General features: G+C 73.5%; 18 protein-coding genes. 6 read left to right on the plus strand and 12 right to left on the minus strand.

Features of this window, described 5'->3' with window-relative positions; genetic code table 11:
- The first annotated feature begins 200 nt into the window (after nt 1–200).
- From ACIPYS_RS17375 to ACIPYS_RS17385, 3 genes are all read left to right on the plus strand, one after another.
- A complete protein-coding gene (locus tag ACIPYS_RS17375) occupies nt 201–569 on the plus strand; it encodes a peptidoglycan-binding protein (protein WP_400747004.1) in 369 nt (122 codons plus the stop codon).
- Nucleotides 570–1,432: 863 nt separating this feature from the next.
- Nucleotides 1,433–2,314 carry a Scr1 family TA system antitoxin-like transcriptional regulator gene (locus tag ACIPYS_RS17380; RefSeq protein WP_400747006.1) on the plus strand — a complete coding sequence of 294 codons (882 nt, stop codon included), beginning with the start codon at nt 1,433–1,435 and terminating at the stop codon, nt 2,312–2,314.
- On the plus strand, nt 2,311–2,493 hold the full coding sequence (locus tag ACIPYS_RS17385) for a DUF397 domain-containing protein (protein WP_400747008.1): 183 nt from the start codon (nt 2,311–2,313) through the stop codon (nt 2,491–2,493). The genes ACIPYS_RS17380 and ACIPYS_RS17385 overlap by 4 nt, the downstream gene beginning before the upstream one ends.
- A 51-nt stretch (nt 2,494–2,544) precedes the next feature.
- Here ACIPYS_RS17385 and ACIPYS_RS17390 read toward each other — a convergent pair whose 3' ends face one another.
- From ACIPYS_RS17390 to ACIPYS_RS17405, 4 genes are all read right to left on the minus strand, one after another.
- Complete coding sequence (locus tag ACIPYS_RS17390; RefSeq protein ID WP_093859518.1) at nt 2,545–3,918, minus strand: S8 family serine peptidase; 1,374 nt, start codon at nt 3,916–3,918, stop codon at nt 2,545–2,547.
- 202 nt (nt 3,919–4,120) lie between these two features.
- Nucleotides 4,121–4,879 (minus strand): beta-ketoacyl-ACP reductase, encoded by a 759-nt coding sequence (locus tag ACIPYS_RS17395; protein WP_400747011.1) that lies wholly within the window; start codon nt 4,877–4,879, stop codon nt 4,121–4,123.
- A 50-nt stretch (nt 4,880–4,929) separates the two neighbouring features.
- A complete protein-coding gene (locus ACIPYS_RS17400; protein WP_093859516.1) occupies nt 4,930–6,117 on the minus strand; it encodes a thiolase family protein in 1,188 nt (395 codons plus the stop codon).
- A gap of 73 nt (nt 6,118–6,190) precedes the next feature.
- Nucleotides 6,191–7,342 carry an acyl-CoA dehydrogenase family protein gene (locus ACIPYS_RS17405; protein ID WP_400747013.1) on the minus strand — a complete coding sequence of 384 codons (1,152 nt, stop codon included), beginning with the start codon at nt 7,340–7,342 and terminating at the stop codon, nt 6,191–6,193.
- A 251-nt stretch (nt 7,343–7,593) separates the two neighbouring features.
- Between ACIPYS_RS17405 and ACIPYS_RS17410 the strand changes: the two genes are divergently transcribed.
- Complete coding sequence (locus tag ACIPYS_RS17410; RefSeq protein WP_093859514.1) at nt 7,594–8,301, plus strand: TetR/AcrR family transcriptional regulator; 708 nt, start codon at nt 7,594–7,596, stop codon at nt 8,299–8,301.
- Here the strand turns inward: ACIPYS_RS17410 and ACIPYS_RS17415 are convergent.
- The 8 genes from ACIPYS_RS17415 to ACIPYS_RS17450 form a co-directional block, all read right to left on the minus strand.
- Nucleotides 8,244–9,554 (minus strand): nitric oxide synthase oxygenase, encoded by a 1,311-nt coding sequence (locus ACIPYS_RS17415; RefSeq protein ID WP_400747016.1) that lies wholly within the window; start codon nt 9,552–9,554, stop codon nt 8,244–8,246. The two genes, ACIPYS_RS17410 and ACIPYS_RS17415, sit on opposite strands and share 58 nt — an antisense overlap.
- 122 nt (nt 9,555–9,676) lie before the next feature.
- Complete coding sequence (locus tag ACIPYS_RS17420) at nt 9,677–11,131, minus strand: sugar porter family MFS transporter (RefSeq protein ID WP_400747018.1); 1,455 nt, start codon at nt 11,129–11,131, stop codon at nt 9,677–9,679.
- A gap of 153 nt (nt 11,132–11,284) precedes the next feature.
- Nucleotides 11,285–12,256, minus strand: a complete 972-nt coding sequence (egtD, locus tag ACIPYS_RS17425) for an L-histidine N(alpha)-methyltransferase (RefSeq protein WP_093859512.1) — start codon at nt 12,254–12,256, stop codon at nt 11,285–11,287.
- 53 nt (nt 12,257–12,309) lie between these two features.
- Complete coding sequence (gene egtC / locus ACIPYS_RS17430) at nt 12,310–13,047, minus strand: ergothioneine biosynthesis protein EgtC (protein ID WP_400747020.1); 738 nt, start codon at nt 13,045–13,047, stop codon at nt 12,310–12,312.
- Nucleotides 13,047–14,498: an ergothioneine biosynthesis protein EgtB gene (egtB, locus tag ACIPYS_RS17435; RefSeq protein ID WP_400747022.1), complete on the minus strand. Its 1,452-nt coding sequence runs from the start codon at nt 14,496–14,498 to the stop codon at nt 13,047–13,049. Before egtB ends, egtC begins: the two co-directional genes overlap by 1 nt.
- Complete coding sequence (egtA, locus tag ACIPYS_RS17440; RefSeq protein WP_353653546.1) at nt 14,495–15,793, minus strand: ergothioneine biosynthesis glutamate--cysteine ligase EgtA; 1,299 nt, start codon at nt 15,791–15,793, stop codon at nt 14,495–14,497. The genes egtB and egtA overlap by 4 nt, the downstream gene beginning before the upstream one ends.
- 221 nt (nt 15,794–16,014) lie before the next feature.
- Nucleotides 16,015–16,506: an SRPBCC family protein gene (locus ACIPYS_RS17445; protein ID WP_093859508.1), complete on the minus strand. Its 492-nt coding sequence runs from the start codon at nt 16,504–16,506 to the stop codon at nt 16,015–16,017.
- 55 nt (nt 16,507–16,561) lie between these two features.
- Nucleotides 16,562–18,412 (minus strand): glycoside hydrolase family 15 protein, encoded by a 1,851-nt coding sequence (locus ACIPYS_RS17450; RefSeq protein WP_400747025.1) that lies wholly within the window; start codon nt 18,410–18,412, stop codon nt 16,562–16,564.
- Nucleotides 18,413–18,618: 206 nt separating this feature from the next.
- Between ACIPYS_RS17450 and ACIPYS_RS17455 the strand changes: the two genes are divergently transcribed.
- Entirely contained in the window at nt 18,619–19,425 is an 807-nt protein-coding gene (locus ACIPYS_RS17455; RefSeq protein WP_400747027.1) for an SAM-dependent methyltransferase, read from the plus strand.
- Nucleotides 19,422–21,566 carry a bifunctional diguanylate cyclase/phosphodiesterase gene (locus ACIPYS_RS17460; protein WP_093859506.1) on the plus strand — a complete coding sequence of 715 codons (2,145 nt, stop codon included), beginning with the start codon at nt 19,422–19,424 and terminating at the stop codon, nt 21,564–21,566. The genes ACIPYS_RS17455 and ACIPYS_RS17460 overlap by 4 nt, the downstream gene beginning before the upstream one ends.
- Nucleotides 21,567–21,850 lie beyond the last annotated feature (284 nt).

Genomic DNA, 21,850 nt, shown 5'->3' on the forward strand with positions numbered 1-21,850 from the left:
CTGTCTCAAAGCCCAGGTCAGGCGGGGTGAGACGGTCCGGTGGCCCGTTGGGCACGGCGGCAGAGTTGTATTGCCCTCAAGCCATCAGTGATCCTTACGGCATCGAACCAAGATCATTGGGCGGAGGCCGGAGCCTCGGGCCGTCGGGTCCCGAACTCTCTCCTGTCCCTGAACTCTCGACCCATTCAAGGAGAAACAGAATGACGATCAAGGGCGCGCGGACGATCGCAACGATAGCCCTGACGGCGGCCGCTGTCGGGATGCTCGGCGGAACCGCCGAGGCCAGGCCCGGTGCGTCCTACGTGCGATACGGATCGCAGGGCGATGCCGTGAAGTGCGTCCAGCTCGCGGTCAAGCTGTACGAGACGGGAACGGCCGGCCAGATGGTGACGATCGACGGCATCTTCGGTCCCAACACCAAGGTCGGTGTCGAGGAGTTCCAGTTCCACCACCTGATCAACGCCGACGGTGTTGTGGGCCCCGAGACGGGCACGCGGATGTGGAACGTCATCAGTTCGAGGGTCGGCGGTTACGACTTCTGCTACAACCTGCTTCCGACCCTGCACTAGGGTCGCGCCGTGGGTCGTGATCGACCCGAGACGGTTTCCCGACGGCGGCACCGGGTCCGGTAGTCCTCCTCGCGCGACCAGTGCTCACCTGTTCGACCTCGGTGTCGGGTTCACAGGGGCTGTACCCGCCGATCGGCGGATACAGCCCCTGTGCGGATTCATCGCCGTGTCGAGGAGGGTGCGAACCTCCGAGGGCTTGCCGCAGCAGCCCCGGCCGGCAGCCGCCGATCGCTGCGCGGCGCGGGAAGTCGGACCGGTCGACTTCCCGCGCCCGGCGCGGTGGCGTGGTGACGCCACCGTGACCACCGCGGTGGGCCGGATGGTCGGAACACGTTCGTCCTCGCTCGGCCGCATGTCGTGGCGCCCTGTATCGGTATTTCCTTCTTCGCTGTCGCGGCGATCGGATTCGAGATGCCGATCGCCCCCTCGTGACTGATTCTCGGAACGGCGGGCGGTGATTTCGTGACCTGACCCGGCCACTGTGGCACGGCGTTGACGCTCGGGCGGCCGGAAGGGCGGGTCGTCGCCGCTGGCTGTGGACGCGGAGTGCGGTGGTGCGCGCCCGGCGTGCGGGGGTGGGGGAGGAGTGCGGGGTGGGGGTTGTGGCCCGCTGTGCGCCTGGGGCAGGTGGTGTGGTGGCGGTGATCGGGTTCGTTCGAACAGCTTGTGCCGCAAGGGAGTTGGGGGAGTCTGCTCGATCTGGCGGGGTGGGGCGGCGAGAGCGTTCGGCCCCGGGGGTGTCGAAAGGGATTTCGGGGATCGGGGTGAATCGTCCCTCGCTCGGCCTACGCTGACGGTGCGTCCGGCGGGCACGGTGGGTGTCCGCTCATGTGCGGAGCGTGCGACGAGCGGGGGAGGCCGGGATGACCGAGGTTCGGGGCGGCGGCGAGAGCGGCGATGCGAGGCCGCAGTTGGACGAGGACCTGTCGGAGGTCTCGGACTTCCTGCACGCGATCGGCCAGCAGATCAAGCTCCTGCGGGAGCAGGCGGGGCTGACGCAGAAGCAGTTCGCGAAGGAGGTCGGCTACACCGAGAGCCTGATCGGCGCGGTGGAGCAGGGAAAGCGGACGCCGCAGCGGGAGCTGCTGGAGTCGTCGGAGCGGGTGTTGGACGCGAGAGGGCTGCTGATCGCGGCCGCGGACGACATCGAGAAGGCGAAGGCGAAGGCGCGAGTGCGGCATCCGGAGTGGTTCCGGAACTATGCCGGACTTGAGGCAGAGGCTGTTGAACTCCACGACTGGAGTTCCTACCTGGCGCCGGGGCTGCTCCAGACGGAGGACTACGCCCGGGCGCTCTTCCGGATGCGACAGCCGGTGCTGGCGGAGGAGACGGTCGAGATCCGGGTGGCGGCCCGGATGGCGCGACAGGAGATCCTGGCCCGGTGGCCTCGCGCGGTCTTCAGCTGGGTGGTCGACGAGGGAGTGCTGCACCGGAGGCTTGGCGGGCCGGAGATTCACCGAGGGCAGCTCGAAAGGTTTCTGGAGATCGGCAACACCCGGGGGATGACGCTTCAGATCATGCCGATGGATCGCGCCGAGAACGCGAGCGTTGAAGGTTCGTTCAAGCTGATCACTCCCAAGGGGCGTCCGCAGACCGGCTATATCGAGGCGCAGTCGAGCGCTAGGCTCGTCACGGATGCGGAGCAGGTCCGTCTCCTGAATGCGCGATACGGCACTCTCAGGGCACAGGCGCACTCTCCGCACGATTCCCTGTCCTTGATCGAGAAGATGCTGGGAGAGCGATGAGCGGCGATCTGGTGTGGTTCAAGAGCAGCTACAGCGGCAACGAGGGCGGCGACTGCATCGAGGTCGCCGACATGACGGACGAGGTCCTGGTGCGTGACTCCAAGGACAAGTCCGGGCCCCGGCTCGCCTTCTCCCCGACCGCCTGGCGTTCCTTCGTCGAGTTCGCGCGGTCGGCCTGACATGACGGTGCGGCCGCCCGCCTTCCGGCGGACGGCCGCACCTCCGCCGTCCTACCGCCCCGCGAGGGCGTGGACGAAGCGGCCGGCGTCGATGGTGCCGAGGCCGCTGGCGAGGTCGTAGCCCTTGGCGGCCTGGTAGCCGGTCACGGTGTCCCAGGAGTTGTCGCCGGTGGTCACGTCGCTGATGCCGCTCCACTGGTTCGGGAGCAGGTTGAGGCCGTACATGCGCCAGTTCAGCTGGCCGAGGCGGTGCCCGGCGAGCTGGTCGGCGAGGGCGACGACGCCGGAGAAGATCGGCGCGGCCTCACTGGTGCCGCCGGTGAGGTGCCAGCCGGCCCGGGTGGGGTCGTAGGACTCGTAGGTCCAGGCGCCGCCGTCGACGGCCGCGCTCATGCTGATGTCCGGGGTGCCGCGGTGGTTGCCGGTGACCCTGGCGACGCCGGTCTGGTACAGCGGCCGGTCGAAGATGCCGGAGACGCCGCCGCCGCCCGCGCCGTACGCGTCGTGCCAGACCTTGTCCGGCGCGGTGCGCTTGCCCGCGTCGTCCAGGGTCATCTGGGTGCCGCCGATGGAGGTGACCAGCGGGTCCGAGGACGGCCAGGAGTTGACCTTGTACGGGTACAGGTCCGAGCCGTTCTCCTTGGCGTCGGTGGCGCCGTTGTCGCCCGAGGAGGCGAGCACCGTGACGTCGTGCGCGGCGGCCTCCTTGAAGGCGTAGCGCAGGTCGGTGAGCGACTTGAAGTCGCCCTTGTCGTAGCCGGGGAAGGTGTTCTCGGTGGCGCCGAAGCTCTGCGAGATGACGTCGGCGCGGCCGGAGCGGATGAGCGCCTGCTCGGCGTCCATCATCTCGGGCAGGCCGACGGTGCCCTCGGTCTCGGCGACGCCGGTCTCGACCAGGATGATGTGGGCGTCCGGGGCGACGGCGTGCGCGTACTCGACGTCGAGGGTGGACTCGCCGGCCCAGCCGGTGTGGTCGGGGTTGGTCGGGTCGAAGGGCGGGACGTTGCCCCACTTCATGATCTCGACCTGGGTGTCCGGGATGCCCCACTGCTTGTCGAAGACCTCCAGGTCGTGCTGGATGGTCGGCGAACCGAAGGAGTCGACGATGACGATGGTGCGGCCCTTGCCGGTGACGCCCTCCTTGTAGAGGGAGTTCAGGTTGTAGGCCTCGCGGTACTGGAGCGGGGAGTAGCAGTGGATGCCGAGCTGGCTGACACAGTCCGAGGTGGACAGCGGCGCGGTGCGGCCGAGGGCGTTGACGTGGCCGGCCGAGGCGGGCCGGACGTGGACGCCGGCGGCGGTCGGTGCGCCCGCCGTGGTGGCGCCGGCGACGACGGAGCCGGTGGAGACGGTGCCGGCCGTGAGGGCGGTGGCCCCGACGGCGAGCAGAGCCAGGGCGCGGCGGAGGGTGCGGGGGCTGCCCATGGGACTCCTTGGGACGTGGGCCCGACCGGGGTCGGTCGGGTCGGTTGGGCCATCCCATCGACTGCCGCATGATCATGCCATAGTCATTTCATACTGTCGGCATGGTCGTCTTCGGCCACGGGAAAAGGTCAAGACCGTCCCAGGTGAAGGTAACCCAGCACCAGGGACGGTCTTCTGATGATCCGTCAGACGACCTTCCGTGTCAGCGCGCCCCGCCGTTGACGTACAGCGTCTGGCCGCTGACGTAGGACGCCTCCTCGCTCGCCAGGAAGGCGACCACCGAGGCGACCTCCTCCGGCTGCCCGACCCGCCGCAGCGGCGTGCGCGCGGCCACCTCGGTCTGGTGGTCCTCGGCGGTGGAACCGACCCGCTCGGCCGTCGCGGCGGTCATCGGGGTGGCGATGTAGCCGGGGGCGACGGCGTTCACATTGATGTTGAACGGACCCAGCTCGATCGCGAGCGTCGCGGTCAGGCCCTGGATCCCGGCCTTGGCGGCGGCGTAGTTGGCCTGGCCGCGGTTGCCCAGCGCGGAGCGCGAGCTGAGCGAGACGATCTTGCCCCACTTCTGCGCGACCATGTACTTCTGCGCCACGTGGCTGCAGTTGTAGGCGCTGGTCAGGTTGACCGTCAGTACGGCGTCCCAGTCGGCCTTGGGCATCTTGAAGAACAGGTTGTCCCGGGTGATGCCGGCGTTGTTGACCAGGATGTGCAGACCGCCGAGGTCCTCGGCGATCCGGGCGAACACCGCCTCCACGGCGTCGTAGTCGGCCACGTCGCAGCCGTACGCCCGCGCCGTGCCGCCCTTGGCGGTGATCGCCTCGGCGGTGCCGGTCGCCCGTTCGGCCGAGAGGTCGACGACGGCCACCGTCGCGCCCTCCTCGGCCAGCAGGCGCGCCGTCGCGGCGCCGATGCCCTGCGCGCCGCCGGTGACGACGGCGACCTTGCCTGCGAAACGCGTCATGGTGCTGCTCCTCGGAAAGTCGGGAGTGGAGAGGGAGAGGACGGAAGCCGTCAGGCGGACTCGACCAGCACCGCGGTGCCCTGGCCGACGCCCACGCACATCGTGGCCAGGCCGCGGCGGCCGCCGGTACGGCGCATCCGGTGCAGCAGGGTGGTGAGGATCCGGGCGCCGGAGCCGCCGAGCGGGTGGCCGAGCGCGATCGCGCCGCCGGTCGGGTTGACCAGCTCGGGGTCGATGCCCAGCTGGTCGACGGAGGCCAGCACCTGTGCCGCGAACGCCTCGTTCAGCTCGGCCTCCGCGAGGTCCGCCAGCGACCAGCCGGCCCGGGCGAGCACCTTGCGGGTGGCCGGGACCGGGCCGATGCCCATCACGTCCGGGTGCACGCCCGCCGAGGCGCCGGCCACGTACCGGCCGAGCGGCTCCAGTCCGAGGTCGCCGAGCGCCTCCTCGCTGACCAGGACCAGACCGGCGGCGCCGTCGTTCATCGGTGAGGCGTTGCCCGCCGTCACCGTGCCGTCGGGGCGGAAGGCGGGCTTGAGCCGGGCGAGCTTCTCCAGGCTGGTGTCCTCGCGGATCGACTCGTCCTGGTCGACGGTCACCCCGTCGGCCCGCTCGACCGGGACCAGCTCGGCGTCGAACCGGCCGTCCTTGCGCGCGGCGGCGGCCAGCTGGTGGCTGCGCAGCGCGAAGGCGTCCTGCCGCTCCCGGGTGATGCCGTACCGGCCGGCCACCTCCTCGGCGGTCTCGCCCATCGAGAGCACGCCGTGCAGTTCGGCCATCCGCGGGTTGGTGAGCCGCCAGCCGAGCCGGGTGTCGAAGGTCTCGATCCGGTGCGGCAGCGCCTCGTCGGGGCGGGGCAGGACGAAGGGGGCACGGGTCATCGACTCGCAGCCGCCGGCCAGCACCACGTCCGCCTCGCCTGAGCCGATCGCCCGGGCGGCCATGGTGACGGCCTCCAGGCCGGAGGCGCAGAGCCGGTTCACGGTGGCGCCGGGCACGCTGTCGGGCAGCCCGGCGAGCAGGACGGCCATCCGGGCCGCGTTGCGGTTGTCCTCGCCGGCCTGGTTGGCGGCGCCCCAGTAGACGTCGTCGATCCGGGCCGGGTCGAGGGCGGGCAGGTCGGCGAGCAGGGCGCGCAGCACGGTGGCCGAGAGGTCGTCGGGGCGGACGTGGGCGAGCGCTCCGCGCAGCCGGCCGATGGGTGTGCGGCGGGCGGCGGCGAAGTAGACGGGACGCACGGCGTCGGATCTCCTTCTGGGAGAGGGGTGAGGGTGGCGGGGTGCCGGCCGGGAGGGGTGCCCCGGTGGCGGGTCAGAAGGCGTTGACGCCGGTGAGCGCGCGCCCGATGAGCAACTGGTGGATCTGGCTGGTGCCCTCGTAGAGGGTCATCACCCGCGCGTCGCGCAGGTACTTGCCGACGGGGTACTCGTCGATGAAGCCGTAGCCGCCGAACACCTGGAGCGCGTTGTTGGCGGCCCGCACCGCCGCCTCGCTCGCGAAGAGCTTGGCGACGGAGGACTCGGTGGCGAACGGCAGGCCGCGGTCGATGTGGTCGGCGACCTTCCAGGTGAGCAGCCGGGCGGCCTCGACGTCCACGGCGATCCCGGCGAGCAGCTGCTGCACCAGCTGGTGCGAGGCGATCGGCGCGCCGAACTGCTCGCGCTCGCCGGCGTACCGGACGGCGGCGTCCAGGCAGGCCCGGGCGATGCCGACGCAGCCGGCGGCGACGGACATCCGGCCCTTGGCGAGGGCGGCCATCGCGACGGTGAAGCCCTTGCCGACCTCGCCGAGCCGGGCGCTGTCGGGCACCCGGACGCCGTCGAAGGAGAGTGCGGCGGTGGCCTGGCCGCGCAGGCCGAGCTTGCCGTGGATCTCGGTGCGCTCGAAGCCGGGCAGTCCGGTGGGGACGAGGAAGGCGGTGATGCCGCGGTGGCCGGGTTCGCCGGTGCGGGCGAAGACGAGGGCGACGTCGGCCCAGGTGCCGTTGGTGATGAAGGTCTTGGCGCCGCTCAGCAGCCAGTGGCCGTCGCCGTCGCGGACGGCCCGGGTGGTGAGGTTGGCGGCGTCGGAGCCGGTGCCGGGTTCGGTGAGGGCGAAGCAGCCGAGCGCCTCGCCGGAGGTGAGCCGGGGCAGCCAGTGCCGCTTCTGCTCCTCGGTGCCGAAGGCGTTGACCGACTTGGCGACCAGGCCGAGCGAGACGGAGACGATGCCGCGCACGGCGGAGTCGCCGCGGCCCAGCTCCTCCAGGACGAGGCAGTAGGCGAGGTGGTCGCCGCCGCTGCCGCCGTACTCCTCGGGGAGGGTCAGCCCGAGGAAGCCGAGCTTGCCGAGGCGGCCGACGATCGCGCGGTCCACCGATTCGGCGCGGTCCCAGGCGGCGGCGTGCGGGGCGATCTCGCGGTCCGTGAAGGAGGCCGCGAGGTCGCGGACGGCGGCCTGTTCCTCGGAGAGCTCAAGATCCATGGCGAGCGACCCATCCGGTTAAACTAGCGCTGCAAGTTTTACCGGGACTGTAGCCCCGGGCCGGGCCTCCTGGGAAGGGGGACCTGCCAGAATCGGGCCCGTCCCGCACCGAGCCCACCCGACCGGACGCACCGGCCGGACGGCTGGACCGCACACCCGCCCGCACCGCCCGCACCGCCCTCACACCCGCACCGCCCGCCCGCCCGCACCGCCCGACCGCACCCGACCCGTCCACCGGAGGAGCCGCGCCGATGCCCCGCCCGCGCACCCCCCTGCTCAACCGCGAGCGCATCGTCGCCGCCGCGCTGCGGCTGGTCGACGAGGAGGGCCTGGCCGCGCTCTCCACCCGCCGCCTGGCCGGCGAGCTCTCGGTGAGCGGGCCGTCCCTCTACAACCACTTCGCCACCAAGGACGAACTGCTGGACGCGGTGGTGGACGGGGTGATCGGGGAAGTCGACCTGTCGATGTTCGGCGCCGGTGCGCCCTGGCCGGAGGCGCTGCGGGACTGGGCCCGCTCCTACCGGGCCGCGCTCGCCGCCCACCCCAACATCGTCCCGGTGCTGGCCCAGGGCCCCGGGCGCCGGCCGAACGCGCTGCGGCTGGCCGACGCCGTGTTCGGCTGCCTGGTCGAGGCCGGCTGGCCGCGCGGGCAGGCGACCAGGATCGGCGCGCTGATGCGCTACTTCGTCACCGGCTCGGCGCTGGCCTCCTTCGCGGCCGGCTTCCCGGAGGACGCCGGGCTGTACGACGCGGCCGACTACCCCCACCTCGGCGAGGCGCACCGGCTGGCCGAGCACCGGGCGGCCGTGGACGAGGGCGCCTTCGAGACCGGGCTGGAGGCGCTGCTCGACGGGCTGGCGCTGCGCTTCGAACGGCTGACGCAGGACCTCGGACCGGGCCCTCACCAGGGCTCGCGCGCCACGAACGCCGGTCGCAGCTCGGGGTCCACCGGGTCGTAGTACCGGTGGTAGACGGGCGTCAGCCCGCCGGAGACCGGCGGCACGATCCAGCTCCAGTCCGCGGGCGTCGGCCGGCCGAGCCGCTTCTCCTGCGCGATGTGCTTGAGGAACCGCTCCGACTCGGTGTGGTGGTCGGCCATGGTCACCCCGGCCTCCTGGAACGAGTGCAGCACCGCGACGTTCAGCTCCACCAGCGCGCGGTCCCGCCAGAGGGTGCGCTCGTGGGAGGTGTCCAGGCCGAGCCGTTCGGCGACGGTGGCCAGCATCGCGTAGCGGTCGGCGTCGGCCAGGTTCCGGGCACCGATCTCGGTGCCCATGTACCAGCCGTTGAACGGCGCGGTCGGGTAGCGGACACCGCCGATCTCCAGCGTCATGTCACTGATCGCCGGCACCGCGTACCAGCGCAGGCCGAGCTCGGCGAACCACGGGTGCTCCGGGTGCGAGAGCCGGACCTCCAGGGTGGTGTCCTCCGGCAGTTCGTACCACTCGGGCCGCTCGCCGGGCCGCTCCTGGACCAGCAGCGGCAGCACCTCGAACGGCTCCTCGCCGCACTTCCAGCCGAGGTCGCGGGCCCGGGCGGCGAGCTGCGCGCCGGCCGGGTCGCCGGTCCAGCCGCCGTCCGGGGCGGGGTGCCCGGCGTAGCGGATCAGCTGCTGGTTGACGATCCGGGCGGCCGGACGGCCCGGCCGGTCGGGGGCGAACACCGAGACCACGGGGCGGATCCGGCCCTCGTTGGTGGCGGTGCGCAGGTGCTCGAAGCACTCGGCGGCGATGTCGTCGGCGGAGGAGAGGTGGCGCAGGTCGCGCACCACCAGGCTGCGCCAGTACAGCCGGCCGATGCAGCGGGCGGCGTTGCGCCAGGCGAGCCGGGCGCCGTGGGCGAGTTCGGCGGGGGTGTGCTCGTAGGTGCCGGTGCGGTCGATCTCGTCGAGCACGGCGCGGACCCGGGCGGCGGCGTCGCCGGCGGCGGGTTGCTCGCGGTGGAACTGCCGGACGAAGTCGGCCGCCTGCCGGGGGTCGGTGAAGTGGTCGTCGGCGGTCTCCGGGGGAGCGGCGGCCGTGTCCGGGGGAGCGGCGGCCGGGCCCGGGGGTTCCTCCGGCACCAGGTGGCCGTGGACGTGGCCGTGCGAGTACGGGCAGGCGCCGACGGGTGCGGCGCCGGCGCGGCGCGGGCCGCGGTCGGTCCGGTCGGCGCGGTCCGTTCGGTCGCCGCGGGTGCTGCGGGTGCGTAGCCGGTCGAAGATCAAGGACATCCCTCCTGCCGGACAGGAAACCGGAGGTGCCCGGCCCGCCGCAGAGAGTGAACGATTCGGCCCCCGACCCCGGCGCTCTCGCGCTAGGGTGCGGGGGCCGAGGGGCACCTCGAACAGGGGCCTCAGCCCATGTCCTCCAGGCGGACGCCCTTGGTCTCCTTCATGAACCTCGCCACGAAGACGATCGACAGCGCCGCGAACACCGCGTACGCGAGGTAGGTCGCCGACAGGCTCCAGCGCGAGAGCGCCGGGAACGAGACGGTGATCGCCCAGTTGGCGATCCACTGCGCGGAGGCGGCCACCGAGAGTGCGGCGGCGCGGATCCGGTTGGGGAACATCTCGCCGAGCATCACCCAGACCACCACGCCCCAGGACAGCGCGAAGAACAGCACGAAGGCGTTGGCGGCGATCAGCGCCACGGTGCCCTGGAGGTCGGGCAGGGTGACGTCGTCCCCGCTGCCGGTGGCGGAGGAGAACGCCCAGGCGCAGGCGCCCAGGGCGACGGCCATGCCGGCCGAGCCGATCAGGGCGAGCGGCTTGCGGCCGATCCGGTCGACCAGCAGGATCGCGATCACGGTGCCGAGGATGTTGATGACCGAGCCGATGAAGCTGATCAGCAGCGAGTTGGACTGGTCGATGCCGACGGACTGCCAGAGGATCGACGAGTAGTAGAAGATCACGTTGATGCCGACGAGCTGCTGGAACACCGACAGGCCGATGCCGACCCAGACGATCGGCAGCAGGCCGAAGCGGCCGCCGAGCAGGTCGCGGAAGCGCGGCCGGTGGTCGGAGTCGATCAGGCCGCGGATCTCGGTGATCCGGGCCTCGGTGTCGGAGTCCCGGCCCTCGATGTCGGCGAGCACGGCGCGGGCCTCGTCGAGGCGGTCGGCGGCGATCAGGAAGCGCGGCGACTCGGGGATGGTCGAGGCCAGCGCGAAGTAGACGGCGGCCGGCACGACGCAGATGCCGAGCATCCACTGCCAGGCCTCCAGGCCGAGCAGCTCGCCGCGGGTGTCGCCGCCGGCGGCGTCCGCCAGCAGCCAGTTGACCAGCTGCGAGATCGCGATCCCGAGCACGATCGCGGCCTGCTGGAAGGAGGCGAGCCGGCCCCGGTACTTGGTCGGCGCGACCTCGGCGATGTAGGTCGGGGCGATCACCGAGGCGATGCCGATGGCCGCTCCGCCGAGGACCCGCCAGAAGGCGAGGTCCCAGGCGGAGAACGGCAGCATCGAGCCGATCGCGCTGACCGCGAACAGCAGCGCCCCGGCCTTCATCACGGTGATCCGGCCGTAGCGGTCGGCGAACCGGCCGGCCAGGGCGGCGCCGACGGCCGAGCCCAGCAGCGCCGAGGAGACGATCAGGCCGGTCACACCGTCGCCGACGCCGAACTTCTCCTGGATGCCGGAGACCGCGCCGTTGATCACGGAGCTGTCGTAGCCGAACAGGAAGCCGCCGAGGGCCGCGGCGGCGGTGATGAAGACGACGAAGCCGAGCCGGCCGGACGGTGCCGGCGCGGGCTCCGCCCCCGAGGCCCCCGAGGGCCCCGAGGGCTCCACGGACTGCTGGGTGACGCTCACGATCTTGACTCCTGGTACTCAACGCTGAGCTTGGTAGCCGAGATCGTAACCCCTCAATGTTCAAGTGTTGTACGTGGGATGCCGCCCAAGTCCCTTCAATGATTCGTAAGGTGAAAAATCAAATACCGGATCCGTCCGTCGCCCGGAACCCGCTCAGGCCGGGTGGGCCAGCGACAGGCCGAACCGGCCCCGCTCGTCCGTCCACCAGGCCGAGAGCCGCAGCCCGGCCGCCGCCAGCTCCTCGGCCACCCGCTCCCGGCGGAACTTCGCCGACACCTCGGTGCGCAGTTCCTCGCCCTCCTCGAAGTGCACCGGCAGGTCCAGCGCCGGGATCTTCACGGTCTGGTCGGCGAGCGAGCGCAGCCGCATCTCGATCCACTCCCGCTCCGGGTCCCAGAGCGCCACGTGCGCGAAGGAGTCCGGCTCGAAGTCGGCGGACAGCTCGCGGTTCAGCACGTTGAGCACGTTCCGGTTGAACTCCGCGGTCACCCCGGCCGCGTCGTCGTAGGCGGCGACCAGCACCGCCGGGTCCTTGACCAGGTCGGTGCCGAGCAGCAGGAAGTCACCGGGGTCGAGCGCCTCCCGCAGCCCGCGCAGGAAGGCGGCCCGCTCGGGCGGCAGCAGGTTGCCGAGGGTGCCGCCGAGGAAGGCGACCAGCCGGGGGCCGCCGGCCGGCGGCAGGTCGAGCCGGGCGGTGAAGTCGGCCAGTACGCCGTGCACCGCGAGACCCGGGTACTCCTCGGCGAGGGCCTCCCCGGCCGAGGTCAGCGCGCTCTCGCTGACGTCCACCGGCACGTACGTCCCCAGTGTGCCGAGGTCGCGCAGCGCGTCCAGGAGCAGCCGGGTCTTCTCGGAGGAGCCCGAGCCGAGCTCGACCAGGGTGCGGGCCCGGGTGGCGGCGGCGATCTCGCCGGCCCGGGCGGTGAGGATGGCCCGCTCGGCGCGGGTCGGGTAGTACTCGGGCAGCCGGGTGATCTCCTCGAACAGCTCGCTGCCGCGCGCGTCGTAGAACCACTTGGGCGGCAGCGTCTTGGGCTCGGCGGTCAGGCCGGACTGGACGTCGTGCCGCAGCGCCGTGCTGAAGTGGTCGGCGGGCAGCAGCCGGGTGAGATCAAAGGTGCTCATGACAGGCGGATCCTCTGTTCAGGAAGTGAAGATGTTGACCGGAGGCGTGGCGCTCAGAGCGGCTTGACGGTCACCCCGTCCGGCCCGGCCAGCAGCAGCGACCGGTCCGGCACGGTGGCCCAGTCGGGGTGGTCGTCGGAGGGCTCGGAGGCCACCAGCACCCCGAGGCCGGGCACGGTCCGGTGGTGCAGGGTGTCGCCCCAGGCGGTGGCGGCGATCTCCCGGCCGTCGGTGAGCAGCAGGTTCATCCGGCCGGCGGTGTGCGCGGCCGCGTCCGCGACCGTGCCGGCCAGCGCTTCGCCGAGTCCGGCGCCGGCGCGCAGCCGGTGCACGGCGAGCGCCCACAGCAGGGCCGAGTCGGTGCGGGCCACCAGGCCGAGCAGTTCGGCCGGCGGCAGCAGCGCGGCCAGTGCGCCGGTCCCCTCCGGCCAGCCGGTCAGCGCCCCGTTGTGGCTGAACAGCCAGCGCCCGGCGGCGAACGGCGCGGCGGCCTCCTCGCCGGCCGCGCAGCCCTCGGTGGCCGAGCGGACCGCCGCCAGCAGTGCCCGGGTGCGCAGGACCCGGGCGAGGTCGCCGAAGGAGGTGTCGGCCCAGATCGGCCCGGCCCGCCGGTAGCGGGCGGGCACCTCGTCGCCGTCCGCGTACCAGCCGAGGCCGAAGCCGTCCACGTTGACGGTGCCGTACTGCTGGAGGCGCGGGGCCCAGGACTGCCGGTGGAGGCCGAACGGCGGCTCCACCAGCAGGGCCCGGGGCGACACCGGCTCGCCGACGTAGGCGAGGTGGCGGCACATCAGCCGGCCTCCCGGGCGGGGGAGGGGGCGGGGCCGTCCGCCGTGTCCGTGACGTCGGCGGCGGTGCGGAACCCGGCGAAGATCTGCCGCCGGACCGGGTAGTCCCAGTTGCGGAAGGTGCCCCGGCAGGCGACCGGCGCCACCGCGAAGCAGCCGCCGCGCAGCACCTTGTACTCGGGACCGAAGAACACCTCCGAGTACTCCCGGTACGGCCAGGCCCGGAAGCCCGGGTACGGCCGGAAGTCGCTGGCCGTCCACTCCCACACGTCGCCCATCAACTGCCTTGCCCCGTAAGGAGACTGGCCCTCGGGGTAGCTGCCGGCCGGGGCCGGGCGCAGATGCCGCTGGCCCAGGTTGGCGTGCTCGGGGCCGGGGGTGCCGTCGCCCCACGGGTAGCGGCGCGAGCGGCCGGTGGCCGGGTCGTGCCGGGCGGCCTTCTCCCACTCCGCCTCGGTCGGCAGCCGGCGTCCGGCCCACCGGGCGTAGGCGTCCGCCTCGTACCAGCTGACGTGCAGCACCGGTTCGTCCAGCGGGACGGGTTCCAGCACCCCGAACCGTCGGCGTTGCCACTGGCCGTCCTCGCGGCGCCAGAACAGCGGCGCGGTCAGGTCGGCGCTCCGCCGGTGCGCCCAGCCCTCGGGGGTCCACCAGTGCGGCTCGTCGTAGCCGCCGTCCTCGACGAACCGCAGGTAGGCGCCGTTGGTGACCGGGGTGGTGTCCAGCCGGTAGGCGGGCAGGTCGACGCGGTGGGCCGGGCGTTCGTTGTCCAGTGCCCAGGGCTCGGTGTCGGTGCCCATGGTGAACGGGCCGGCCGGGACGAGCACCTCGGCGGGCAGCGCGGCCGCGTCGGCGGGGGCGGGCGGGGGCGGGGGAGCGGCCAGCGCGGGTTCGCCCTTGCGCAGCTGATGGGTGATCAGCATCGTTTCGTCGTGCTGCTGCTCGTGCTGGGCGATCATGCCGAAGGCGAACCCGGCGTCGAGCAGCGGCGCGCCCTCCAGGGGGCTGGCGGCGAGCAGGTCGAGCACCCGGCCGCGCACCTCGCCGGCGTAGGCGCGGGCCTCCCCGGGCGGCAGCAGCGGCAGCGTTGGGCGCTCCGAGCGGGGGTGCTCGAAGGCGTCGTAGAGCGGGTCGATCTCGGGGTGCATCGGGTCGCGGCCGCCGATGTTGCGCAGCAGCCAGAGCTCCTCCTGGTTGCCGATGTGGGCGAGGTCCCAGACCAGCGGCGACATCAGCGGGGAGTGCTGGGCGGTGAGGTCGTGGTCCTCGACGCAGTCGGTGAGCGCGGCGGTGCGGGCGCGGGCGGCCAGCAGTTCGGCGGCGATGGTCTCGCGCAGCGCCTCGGGTGACAGCGCCTCGGGCGACAGGGCTTCCGGCGCAGGGGTCCCCGGCGGGCGTGCCCCGGGCGGGCGGGTCTCCCGGGCACCGCGGTCGGCGCGGGTGTCGTCGATCATGGTGTGGCCTCCTCGGGCGGAGTGCGTCGGGTGCCGGAGCGCAGGGCGTCCAACTGGTCGTCGGCCGGGCAGCGGCCGCGCGCGGGGTAGCGCTCGGCGAACGCGGCGACGGTGGCGCGCAGCCGTTCGGCGCCGGGCAGGCGGCCCAGCGCGGCGTCGGCGGCGGCGAAGCAGGTGAGGGCGGCGCGGCGCAGCTCGGGGTCGGCCGTCGCCAGGGCGGCGGCGCGGCGCCAGACGTCGCTGCGCGGCGCGCGCGGACCGGCGGCGCCCGGTGGCGGCTCCAGTGGCTCCAGGGCGGCGAGCGCGGTGTCCGCGGCGACCGGGTCGTCCAGCAGTGCGGTGACCAGGGCGGCGGGGACGATCCACCCGTCCCCGGGCTGGGCGTCGATCATCCGCAGTTCCAGGTGGCCGCGCGGGCGGACCGGTGGGAACAGCGTGGTGCGGTGGTAGTCGAGGTCGGCCAGGGTGGGCGGCCGTTCGCCGCCGCCGCGCAGCCAGTCGAGGAAGGTCAGTCCGCTGGGCGCGGTCCACGGCAGGCCGTCGCGGCGGCGCACGCAGAGCACCTGGGCGTCCAGCACGTACCGGGTCCAGGCCTCGCGCGGGTCGCCGTGGTCGGGCGCGGGGGCCAGGGTGCGGGAGGGGTCCATCCGGGACCAGACGGTCTGCCGGGTGGACCGGTGCCCGGTGGGGCGGCCGTCCAGCAGCGGCGAGTTGGCGAAGGCGGCGACCAGCACCGGGCCGAGCCGGTGGGCGAGGTGCCAGCGGCGGTCCAGCGCCTGCGGGCCGCTCTCCGCCCCGGCGTCCAGGCAGACCTGGAGCGAGGCGGTGCCGGTCATCATGATCCGGCCCCAGGGCCCGGCCGAGTCGAAGTGGTGCTCCATCGCGAGGTAGCGCGGGTGGTCCAGCACCATCCGGCGGGGGCGGGCCAGCGGGTCGGTGCCGGTGCCGGTGAGGCGCAGGCCCTGGGCGGCGAAGGCGTTCCGCAGGGCGGCGAGGTCGCGCCGGGTGTCGGCGACGCAGCCGGTGAGGCTGTCGGCGGGCGGGGAGCTGAGCTCTACCTGACCGCCGGGTTCGAGGGTGAGGCGGGCGCCTGAGGGGAGCCACGTCCCGTCGGGGCCGCCGAGCGGCAGTGCGTCCAGTGCGCTGTGCAGTCGTTCCGGGGGGACCGGTTCGTCGGGACATCGGTCGTCGTGGACGAACCACTCGAGCTCGACGCCGACCAGCCTGGGCGGGCCGATCTTGAAGCAGACGCCCGTCATGTGGCTGCGGGCGGCCGACTCGGTGAGCGGGGTCACCGAGTCGGCGGGAGGTCCAGCGCTCTGCCGGTCGGGCGGAGCGGACGGTCGGAGGGGTATCACCGGACTCACCATCCTCGGGGCACGGGTGCGGCCCGGACTACCCTGCCCAGTCTGCTACGGACCATGCGGGGGCGCCGCGCAAACATCTGGTGAAGGACTGTCCTCGCAGGTCAGGGCCGGTGCGAACGGGTGAATCGGGGTATTTCGACGCGTCGGGTTCAGCCCGTGGGGCCGGTGGGACGGCCGGCGGGCCCGCCGGGCGGACGGGCGCCGAGGTGGGCCGCCAGGCCGCGCCTCCCGCGCCGCATCATCACCGCGTGGTTGGCCCGGAACAGCGGCCGGGCGGGCAGCGCCAGCAGACGCAGCAGCGGCTTGGCCGGGCGGGTGTCCTCCTCGAACAGGACCAGGCTGCCGCCCGTGCCGTCCGCCGCGACCGTCCAGCGGGACCAGCCGGTGAGGTCGCCGTCCATGGCCGCCTCCAGGACCCCGGCGGCGCGGTCCCGGCGCACCGGGGTCAGCCCGATCACCAGCCGGTAGGGGAGCAGCGCCCGGACCAGGACCTCGCCCCGGTCCGGCCCGGTCTCCCGGACGGAGCGGATCTCCGGCCACCAGCGCGGGTAGCCGGGGACGTCGGCGAGCGCCGCGAAGACCGCCGTCGGCGGGGCGGCCAGCCGCCACACGCCGCGGAAGCGGTAGTGGTTGGGGTCCACGGGGGCACTGTAGTCCCGGCCGGGCCCGCTCCGGCAGGGTGCCCGGCCCGGCCCGTCACGGTGCCGGGTCTCCGCCCGGTCCCGCGCCTCCGCCGGGCACCGTGCCGACCGCCCGCGCCGGCCACCCTCCGGGTTCGGCCAGCGCGAAGGCGGTGTTCACCAGTGCCACGTGACTGAACGCCTGCGGGGTGTTGCCGAGTTGGCGCCGGGCGCGAGGGTCCCACTGCTCCGAGAGCAGGCCCAGGTCGTTGGCCAGGCCGACCACCCGGGCGAACAGTTCGCGCGCCTCGTCGCGCCGCCCGGTCGCGGCGAGCGCGTCCGCGAGCCAGAACGAGCAGGCGAGGAACGCGCCCTCGCCGCCGGGCAGTCCGTCGGTGCCGGGCGCCGGACGGTAGCGGCGGACCAGCCCGCCGTGGTCCAGGCCGTCCCGCACGGCGTCGACGGTGCGCACCACTCGCGGGTCGTCGGGCGGCAGGAAACCGCTCTTGACCACGAACAGCGTGGCCGCGTCCAGCCCGTGCCCGCCGTAGTGCTGGACGAACACGCCCCGGCGCCGGTCGTAGCCGTGGGCGCAGACGTCGGCGTGCACCGCGTCCCGCATGGCCCGCCAGCGGTCGGTCGGCGCGGGCAGTCCGGTGGCCTCGGCGAGCCGCACCGCCCGGTCGGCGGCGACCCAGCACATCACCTTGGAGTGGACGAAGTGGCGTCGCGCGCCGCGCACTTCCCACAGGCCCTCGTCGGGCTCGCGCCAGTGCTGTTCGAGGTGGCCCATCAGCGCCCGCAGCAGCGTCCAGACGTGCCGCTCCATCGGGATGCCGGCCAGCAGCGCCAGATGCAGGGTGTCGACCACCTCGCCGTGGACGTCGAGCTGGAGCTGCCCGACGGCGGCGTTGCCGAACCGGACCGGGCGCGAGCCGAGGTAGCCGGGCAGCCAGTCGGCGACGGTCTCGGTGACGACGCGCTCGCCGGCCACCCCGTAGAGGGCCTGGAGGTCGCGGGGGTCGCCGGCGATGGCGCGCAGCAGCCAGTGGCGCCAGGCGGCGGCCTCCTCGCGGAAGCCGCCGCGCAGCAGCGCGGAGAGCGTCATCGAGGAGTCCCGCAGCCAGCAGAACCGGTAGTCCCAGTTGCGCGGGCCGCCGATGTGCTCGGGCAGCGAGGCGGTGGCGGCGGCGACGATGCCGCCGGTGGGCGCGTAGGCGAGCGCCTTGAGGGTGATCAGCGAGCGGAGCACGGCGGCCCGCCACTCGCCGTCGTAGCGGCAGCCCGCCGCCCAGCGCCGCCAGGCGTCGACGGTCGTGAGCAGCTCGGCGTCCGGGTCGGTGCCGGGGGCGGCGCGCAGGTGCGAGGGCTGCCAGGTGAGCACGAACGGGACGCGCAGGCCCGGGGTGACGGTGACCTCGGAGACGGTGGTGCCGTCGGTGCCGTAGGTGTGCACCCCGGGCGGGACGCGCAGCCAGGCGGAGTCGGGGCCGGCGACGGCGACCCGGTGGTGGGCGGTGCGGCGCACCCACGGGTCGATCCGCCCGTAGTTGAACCGCAGCCGCAGTTCGCCGCGGACCGGGACGGCGCCCTCGAGTCCCTCGACGATCCGGACCAGCCGCGGCGGGTGCCGTCGGTCCGTGCCGCGCTGCGGCATGAAGTCGGTGATCCGGACCCGGCCCTCGGGGGTGTGCCACTCGCTGTCGAGGACGAGGCTGTCCGGCCGGTAGCGGCGGGTGGTGCACCCGCCGGCGCCGGCGGGTGCGAGCCGCCAGGCGCCGTGCCGCCCGTCGCCGAGCAGGGCGGCGAAGCAGCTGGGGGAGTCGAACCGGGGCAGGCAGAGCCAGTCGACGGCGCCGTCCCGGCCGACCAGGGCGGCGGTCTGCAGGTCGCCGATCAGGGCGTAGTCCTCGATGCGTCCGGCCATCGGGTCCATTCTCGGCGCTCCGGGCGCCGCCCGCAGGTCGTCGGGCGCCGCCCGCGGGTGCGCCCGGGGTCCTGGAAAGGACCGCGTCACTCCGCTTGCACGCGTTCGACGTGCAAGGGAGGATCTTGTGTGCTTGTAGTCTCATCAGTCTCAGCCATCACGGCAGACGACTGATTCATCGGAACCGGAACGAAGGAGTCCCGAGGATGCGGCGACCGAACTGGGTACCGGAGGGCACGGACCTGGACAAACCGAACGCCGCCCGGGTCTACGACTACTACCTCGGAGGCTCGCACAACTTCGAGGTGGACCGGGAGATGGCCCGCAAGGCGATCGCCCTGTGGCCGGAGCTGCCGCAGATCATGCGCTCCAACCGGGCCTTCCTGCGCCGCGCCGTCCAGTTCACCGCCGAACGCGGCATCAGCCGCTTCCTGGACATCGGCTCCGGCATCCCCACCTTCGGCGCCGTGCACGAGATCGCCCGCGCGGTCCGTCCGGAGTCCCGGGTCGTCTACATCGACCGCGACCCGGTCGCCGTCGCCCACAGCCGGCTGCTGCTCGAGGACGACCCGGGCAGCGTCGTCGTCCAGGCCGACGTCCGCGACGTCGACGACCTGATGTCCCGCCCCGAGGTGACCGCCCTGCTCGCGGCCGGTGAGCCGGTGGCCGTCCTGCTGGTCGCCGTCATGCACTTCGTCCAGGACGCGGACGACCCGTGGAAGCTGATCGCGGTCATCCGCGACGCCCTCCCGCCGGGCAGCGCCCTGGTGCTCTCGCACGCCTCCCTGGAGGGCCGTCCCGACCAGGCCGAGGACCACCAGCGGCTCTACCGGATGACGCCCACGCCGCTGACGATGCGCACCGTCGAGCAGATCACCGGGATGTTCGCCGGCTTCGACATCGTCGAGCCCGGCGTCGTCTACCTGCCGCAGTGGCGCCCGGACCAGCCGGAGGCCGTCGGGGAACACCCGGAGCGGATGACCGGGGTGGCGGGTGTGGGGTTCCGCCCGTGACCGGTGCACCGGAACCGGGCAGCGGCGCCGAACGGTTCCCCGAGGACTGGGCGCGGCTGCTCTCCGGTGACCACGGCACGGCGGTCCACCCCGGCCTGCTCGACCGGCTGGTGTCCGGGACCGCCGGGCTGCTCCGCCGCGCCCAGCTGGACGAGCCCTTCGAGCCGCACCTGGCCGCCGAGGCCGGCGCGCAGCTCGTCGAGGCCCAGTTCACCGACCCGATCGTGCTGGCCCGCGCGCTGGAGCTGCTCCAGCGGCAGCCGTCCGCCGACGGCCGGGGGCCGGCCCTGTGCGGCGCGTTCGCGGCCGGCTGGGCGGCCGCCCTGCGCGAGCGCACCCTGCGCGAGCAGGAGGCCATCCGCACCGCCGCCGACGTCGCCCAGAAGGAGGCCGAGCGGGCGCTGCGGGCGTCCGAGGCGCGGTTCCGGGCGCTGTTCGAGAGCGCCGCGATCGGCATCGGCATCGGCGACACCGACGGCAACATCCTGGCCGTCAACAAGGCTCTCCAGGAGCTGTTCGGGGCCGGCCCGGAGGACATGATCGGCCGCCGGGTCGGCGACCTCGTCCACCCCGAGGACGGCGACAACGTCTGGGACGTCTACGAGGAACTGGTCAGCGGCAAGCGCGAGTACTTCCAGTTCGACAAGCCGTACTACCGGCAGGACGGCGAGGTGGTCTGGACCCACCTGACGGTCTCGCTGATCCGCGACGACGACGGCGTCCCGCAGTACCAGGTCGCGATGCTGGAGGACGTCACCGACCGCTACCGGCTCCAGGAGCGGCTGCGCCACCAGGCCACCCACGACCCGCTCACCGGGCTGCCCAACCGGGCCGCGTTCTTCGAACGGCTGGAGAAGCTCTTCGAGGACCCGGACCCGGGCGCCCGGTTCGGACTCTGCTACGTCGACCTCGACGGCTTCAAGGTGGTCAACGACAGCCTCGGCCACGACACCGGGGACCAGCTGCTGTCCGCCGTCGCGGCCCGGCTGAAGGCCGCGCTCAGCCCGCTCGGCCACCTGGTGGCCCGACTCGGTGGCGACGAGTTCGTGGTCCTGCTGGAGAACAGCCGCGGCGAGCAGGAGGCCGTCGCCGCCGCGAAGACCGTGCTCAAGGCGCTGGCCGGGCCGGTGCTGATCGGTGACCACAAGCTCGCCGTCGGCGCCAGCGTCGGCGTGCTGGAGCGCCGGGTCTCCACCACCACCCCCGGCGCCGCCGTCCGGGCCGCGGACCTGACGCTCTACCGGGCCAAGGAGGCAGGCCGGGGCCGCTGGACGCTCTTCGACCCCAAGGAGAACGCCCGCGCCGTGTCCCGCTACGCGGTGTCGGTGCGGATGCCCGCCGCGCTGGACCGGGGCGAGTTCTTCATCGACTACCAGCCGCTGTACGCGCTGGCCGACGGCCGGCTCGCCGCCGTCGAGGCGCTGGTGCGCTGGCGCCACCCTCAGCTCGGGGTGCTCGGGCCGGACGAGTTCGTCACCACCGCGGAGGAGACCGGGCTGATCATGCCGCTCGGCCGCTGGGTGCTGGAGCAGGCCTGCGGTCAGGCCGCCGACTGGATCCGGCGGTTCGGCGACGCCGCGCCGCAGCTCAACGTCAACCTGGCGGTCCGCCAGGCCCGCAGCGCCGCCCTGGTCGGCGACCTCAACCGGATCCTCGACAGCACCGGGCTGGACCCGGCCCGGCTTCAGCTGGAGATCACCGAGTCCACCGTGGTCGGTCCGGAGGACGAGGCGCTGCGCACCCTGCACGGCCTGGTCGAGCAGGGCGTCTCGCTCGCCGTCGACGACTTCGGCACCGGCTGGTCCAACCTCGCCTACCTGCGCGACCTCCCGGTCTCCGGACTGAAGATCGCCGGGTCCTTCGTCGGCGACCTGCACGACCCGGCCAAGGACGAGGAGACCGGCTGGCGGATCGTCAGCGGTCTGGTGTCGATGGCGCACGCCCTCGGGCTGACCGTCACCGCCGAGGGCGTGGAGACCCGCCGGGACGCCGAGCGACTGCGCGTCATCGGCTGCGACTGGGCGCAGGGCTGGCACTTCGGGCGGCCGGTGCGGCCGGCCGAGATCGCCCGGCGGATCGCCGAGGAGCCGCAGGGCCGCCCGGTCGCGGTCCGGGGGCACGCGGTGACGCACGGAGATTAGTCCCAAAAACGGACAAATCACCCTTGACGCGGTGAGGCGACCGAGCGCACGATGAGGTCCTGGCAGTCCCCGCACCGCCCGTGCGGGATCCCCGCCAGTACGACGGACCGGCGCTTCCCCGGCGCCCGGGACCAGCGGTGCGCACCCCCTTCGGCCGCCCGGTTCCCGGCGGTCCCCCGACGTCCCACGGTCCGTCGACCAGCCCCCTCGGGGCTTTCCCGGGCTCCGAGCCCCGCGTGCTCCGCACGTACGGGCCCGCCCCGTTCCACCGGGCCGCGCCGCGC

The sequence above is a fragment of the Kitasatospora sp. NPDC089913 genome (genome assembly GCF_044748625.1).
Taxonomy (GTDB): Bacteria; Actinomycetota; Actinomycetes; order Streptomycetales; family Streptomycetaceae; genus Kitasatospora.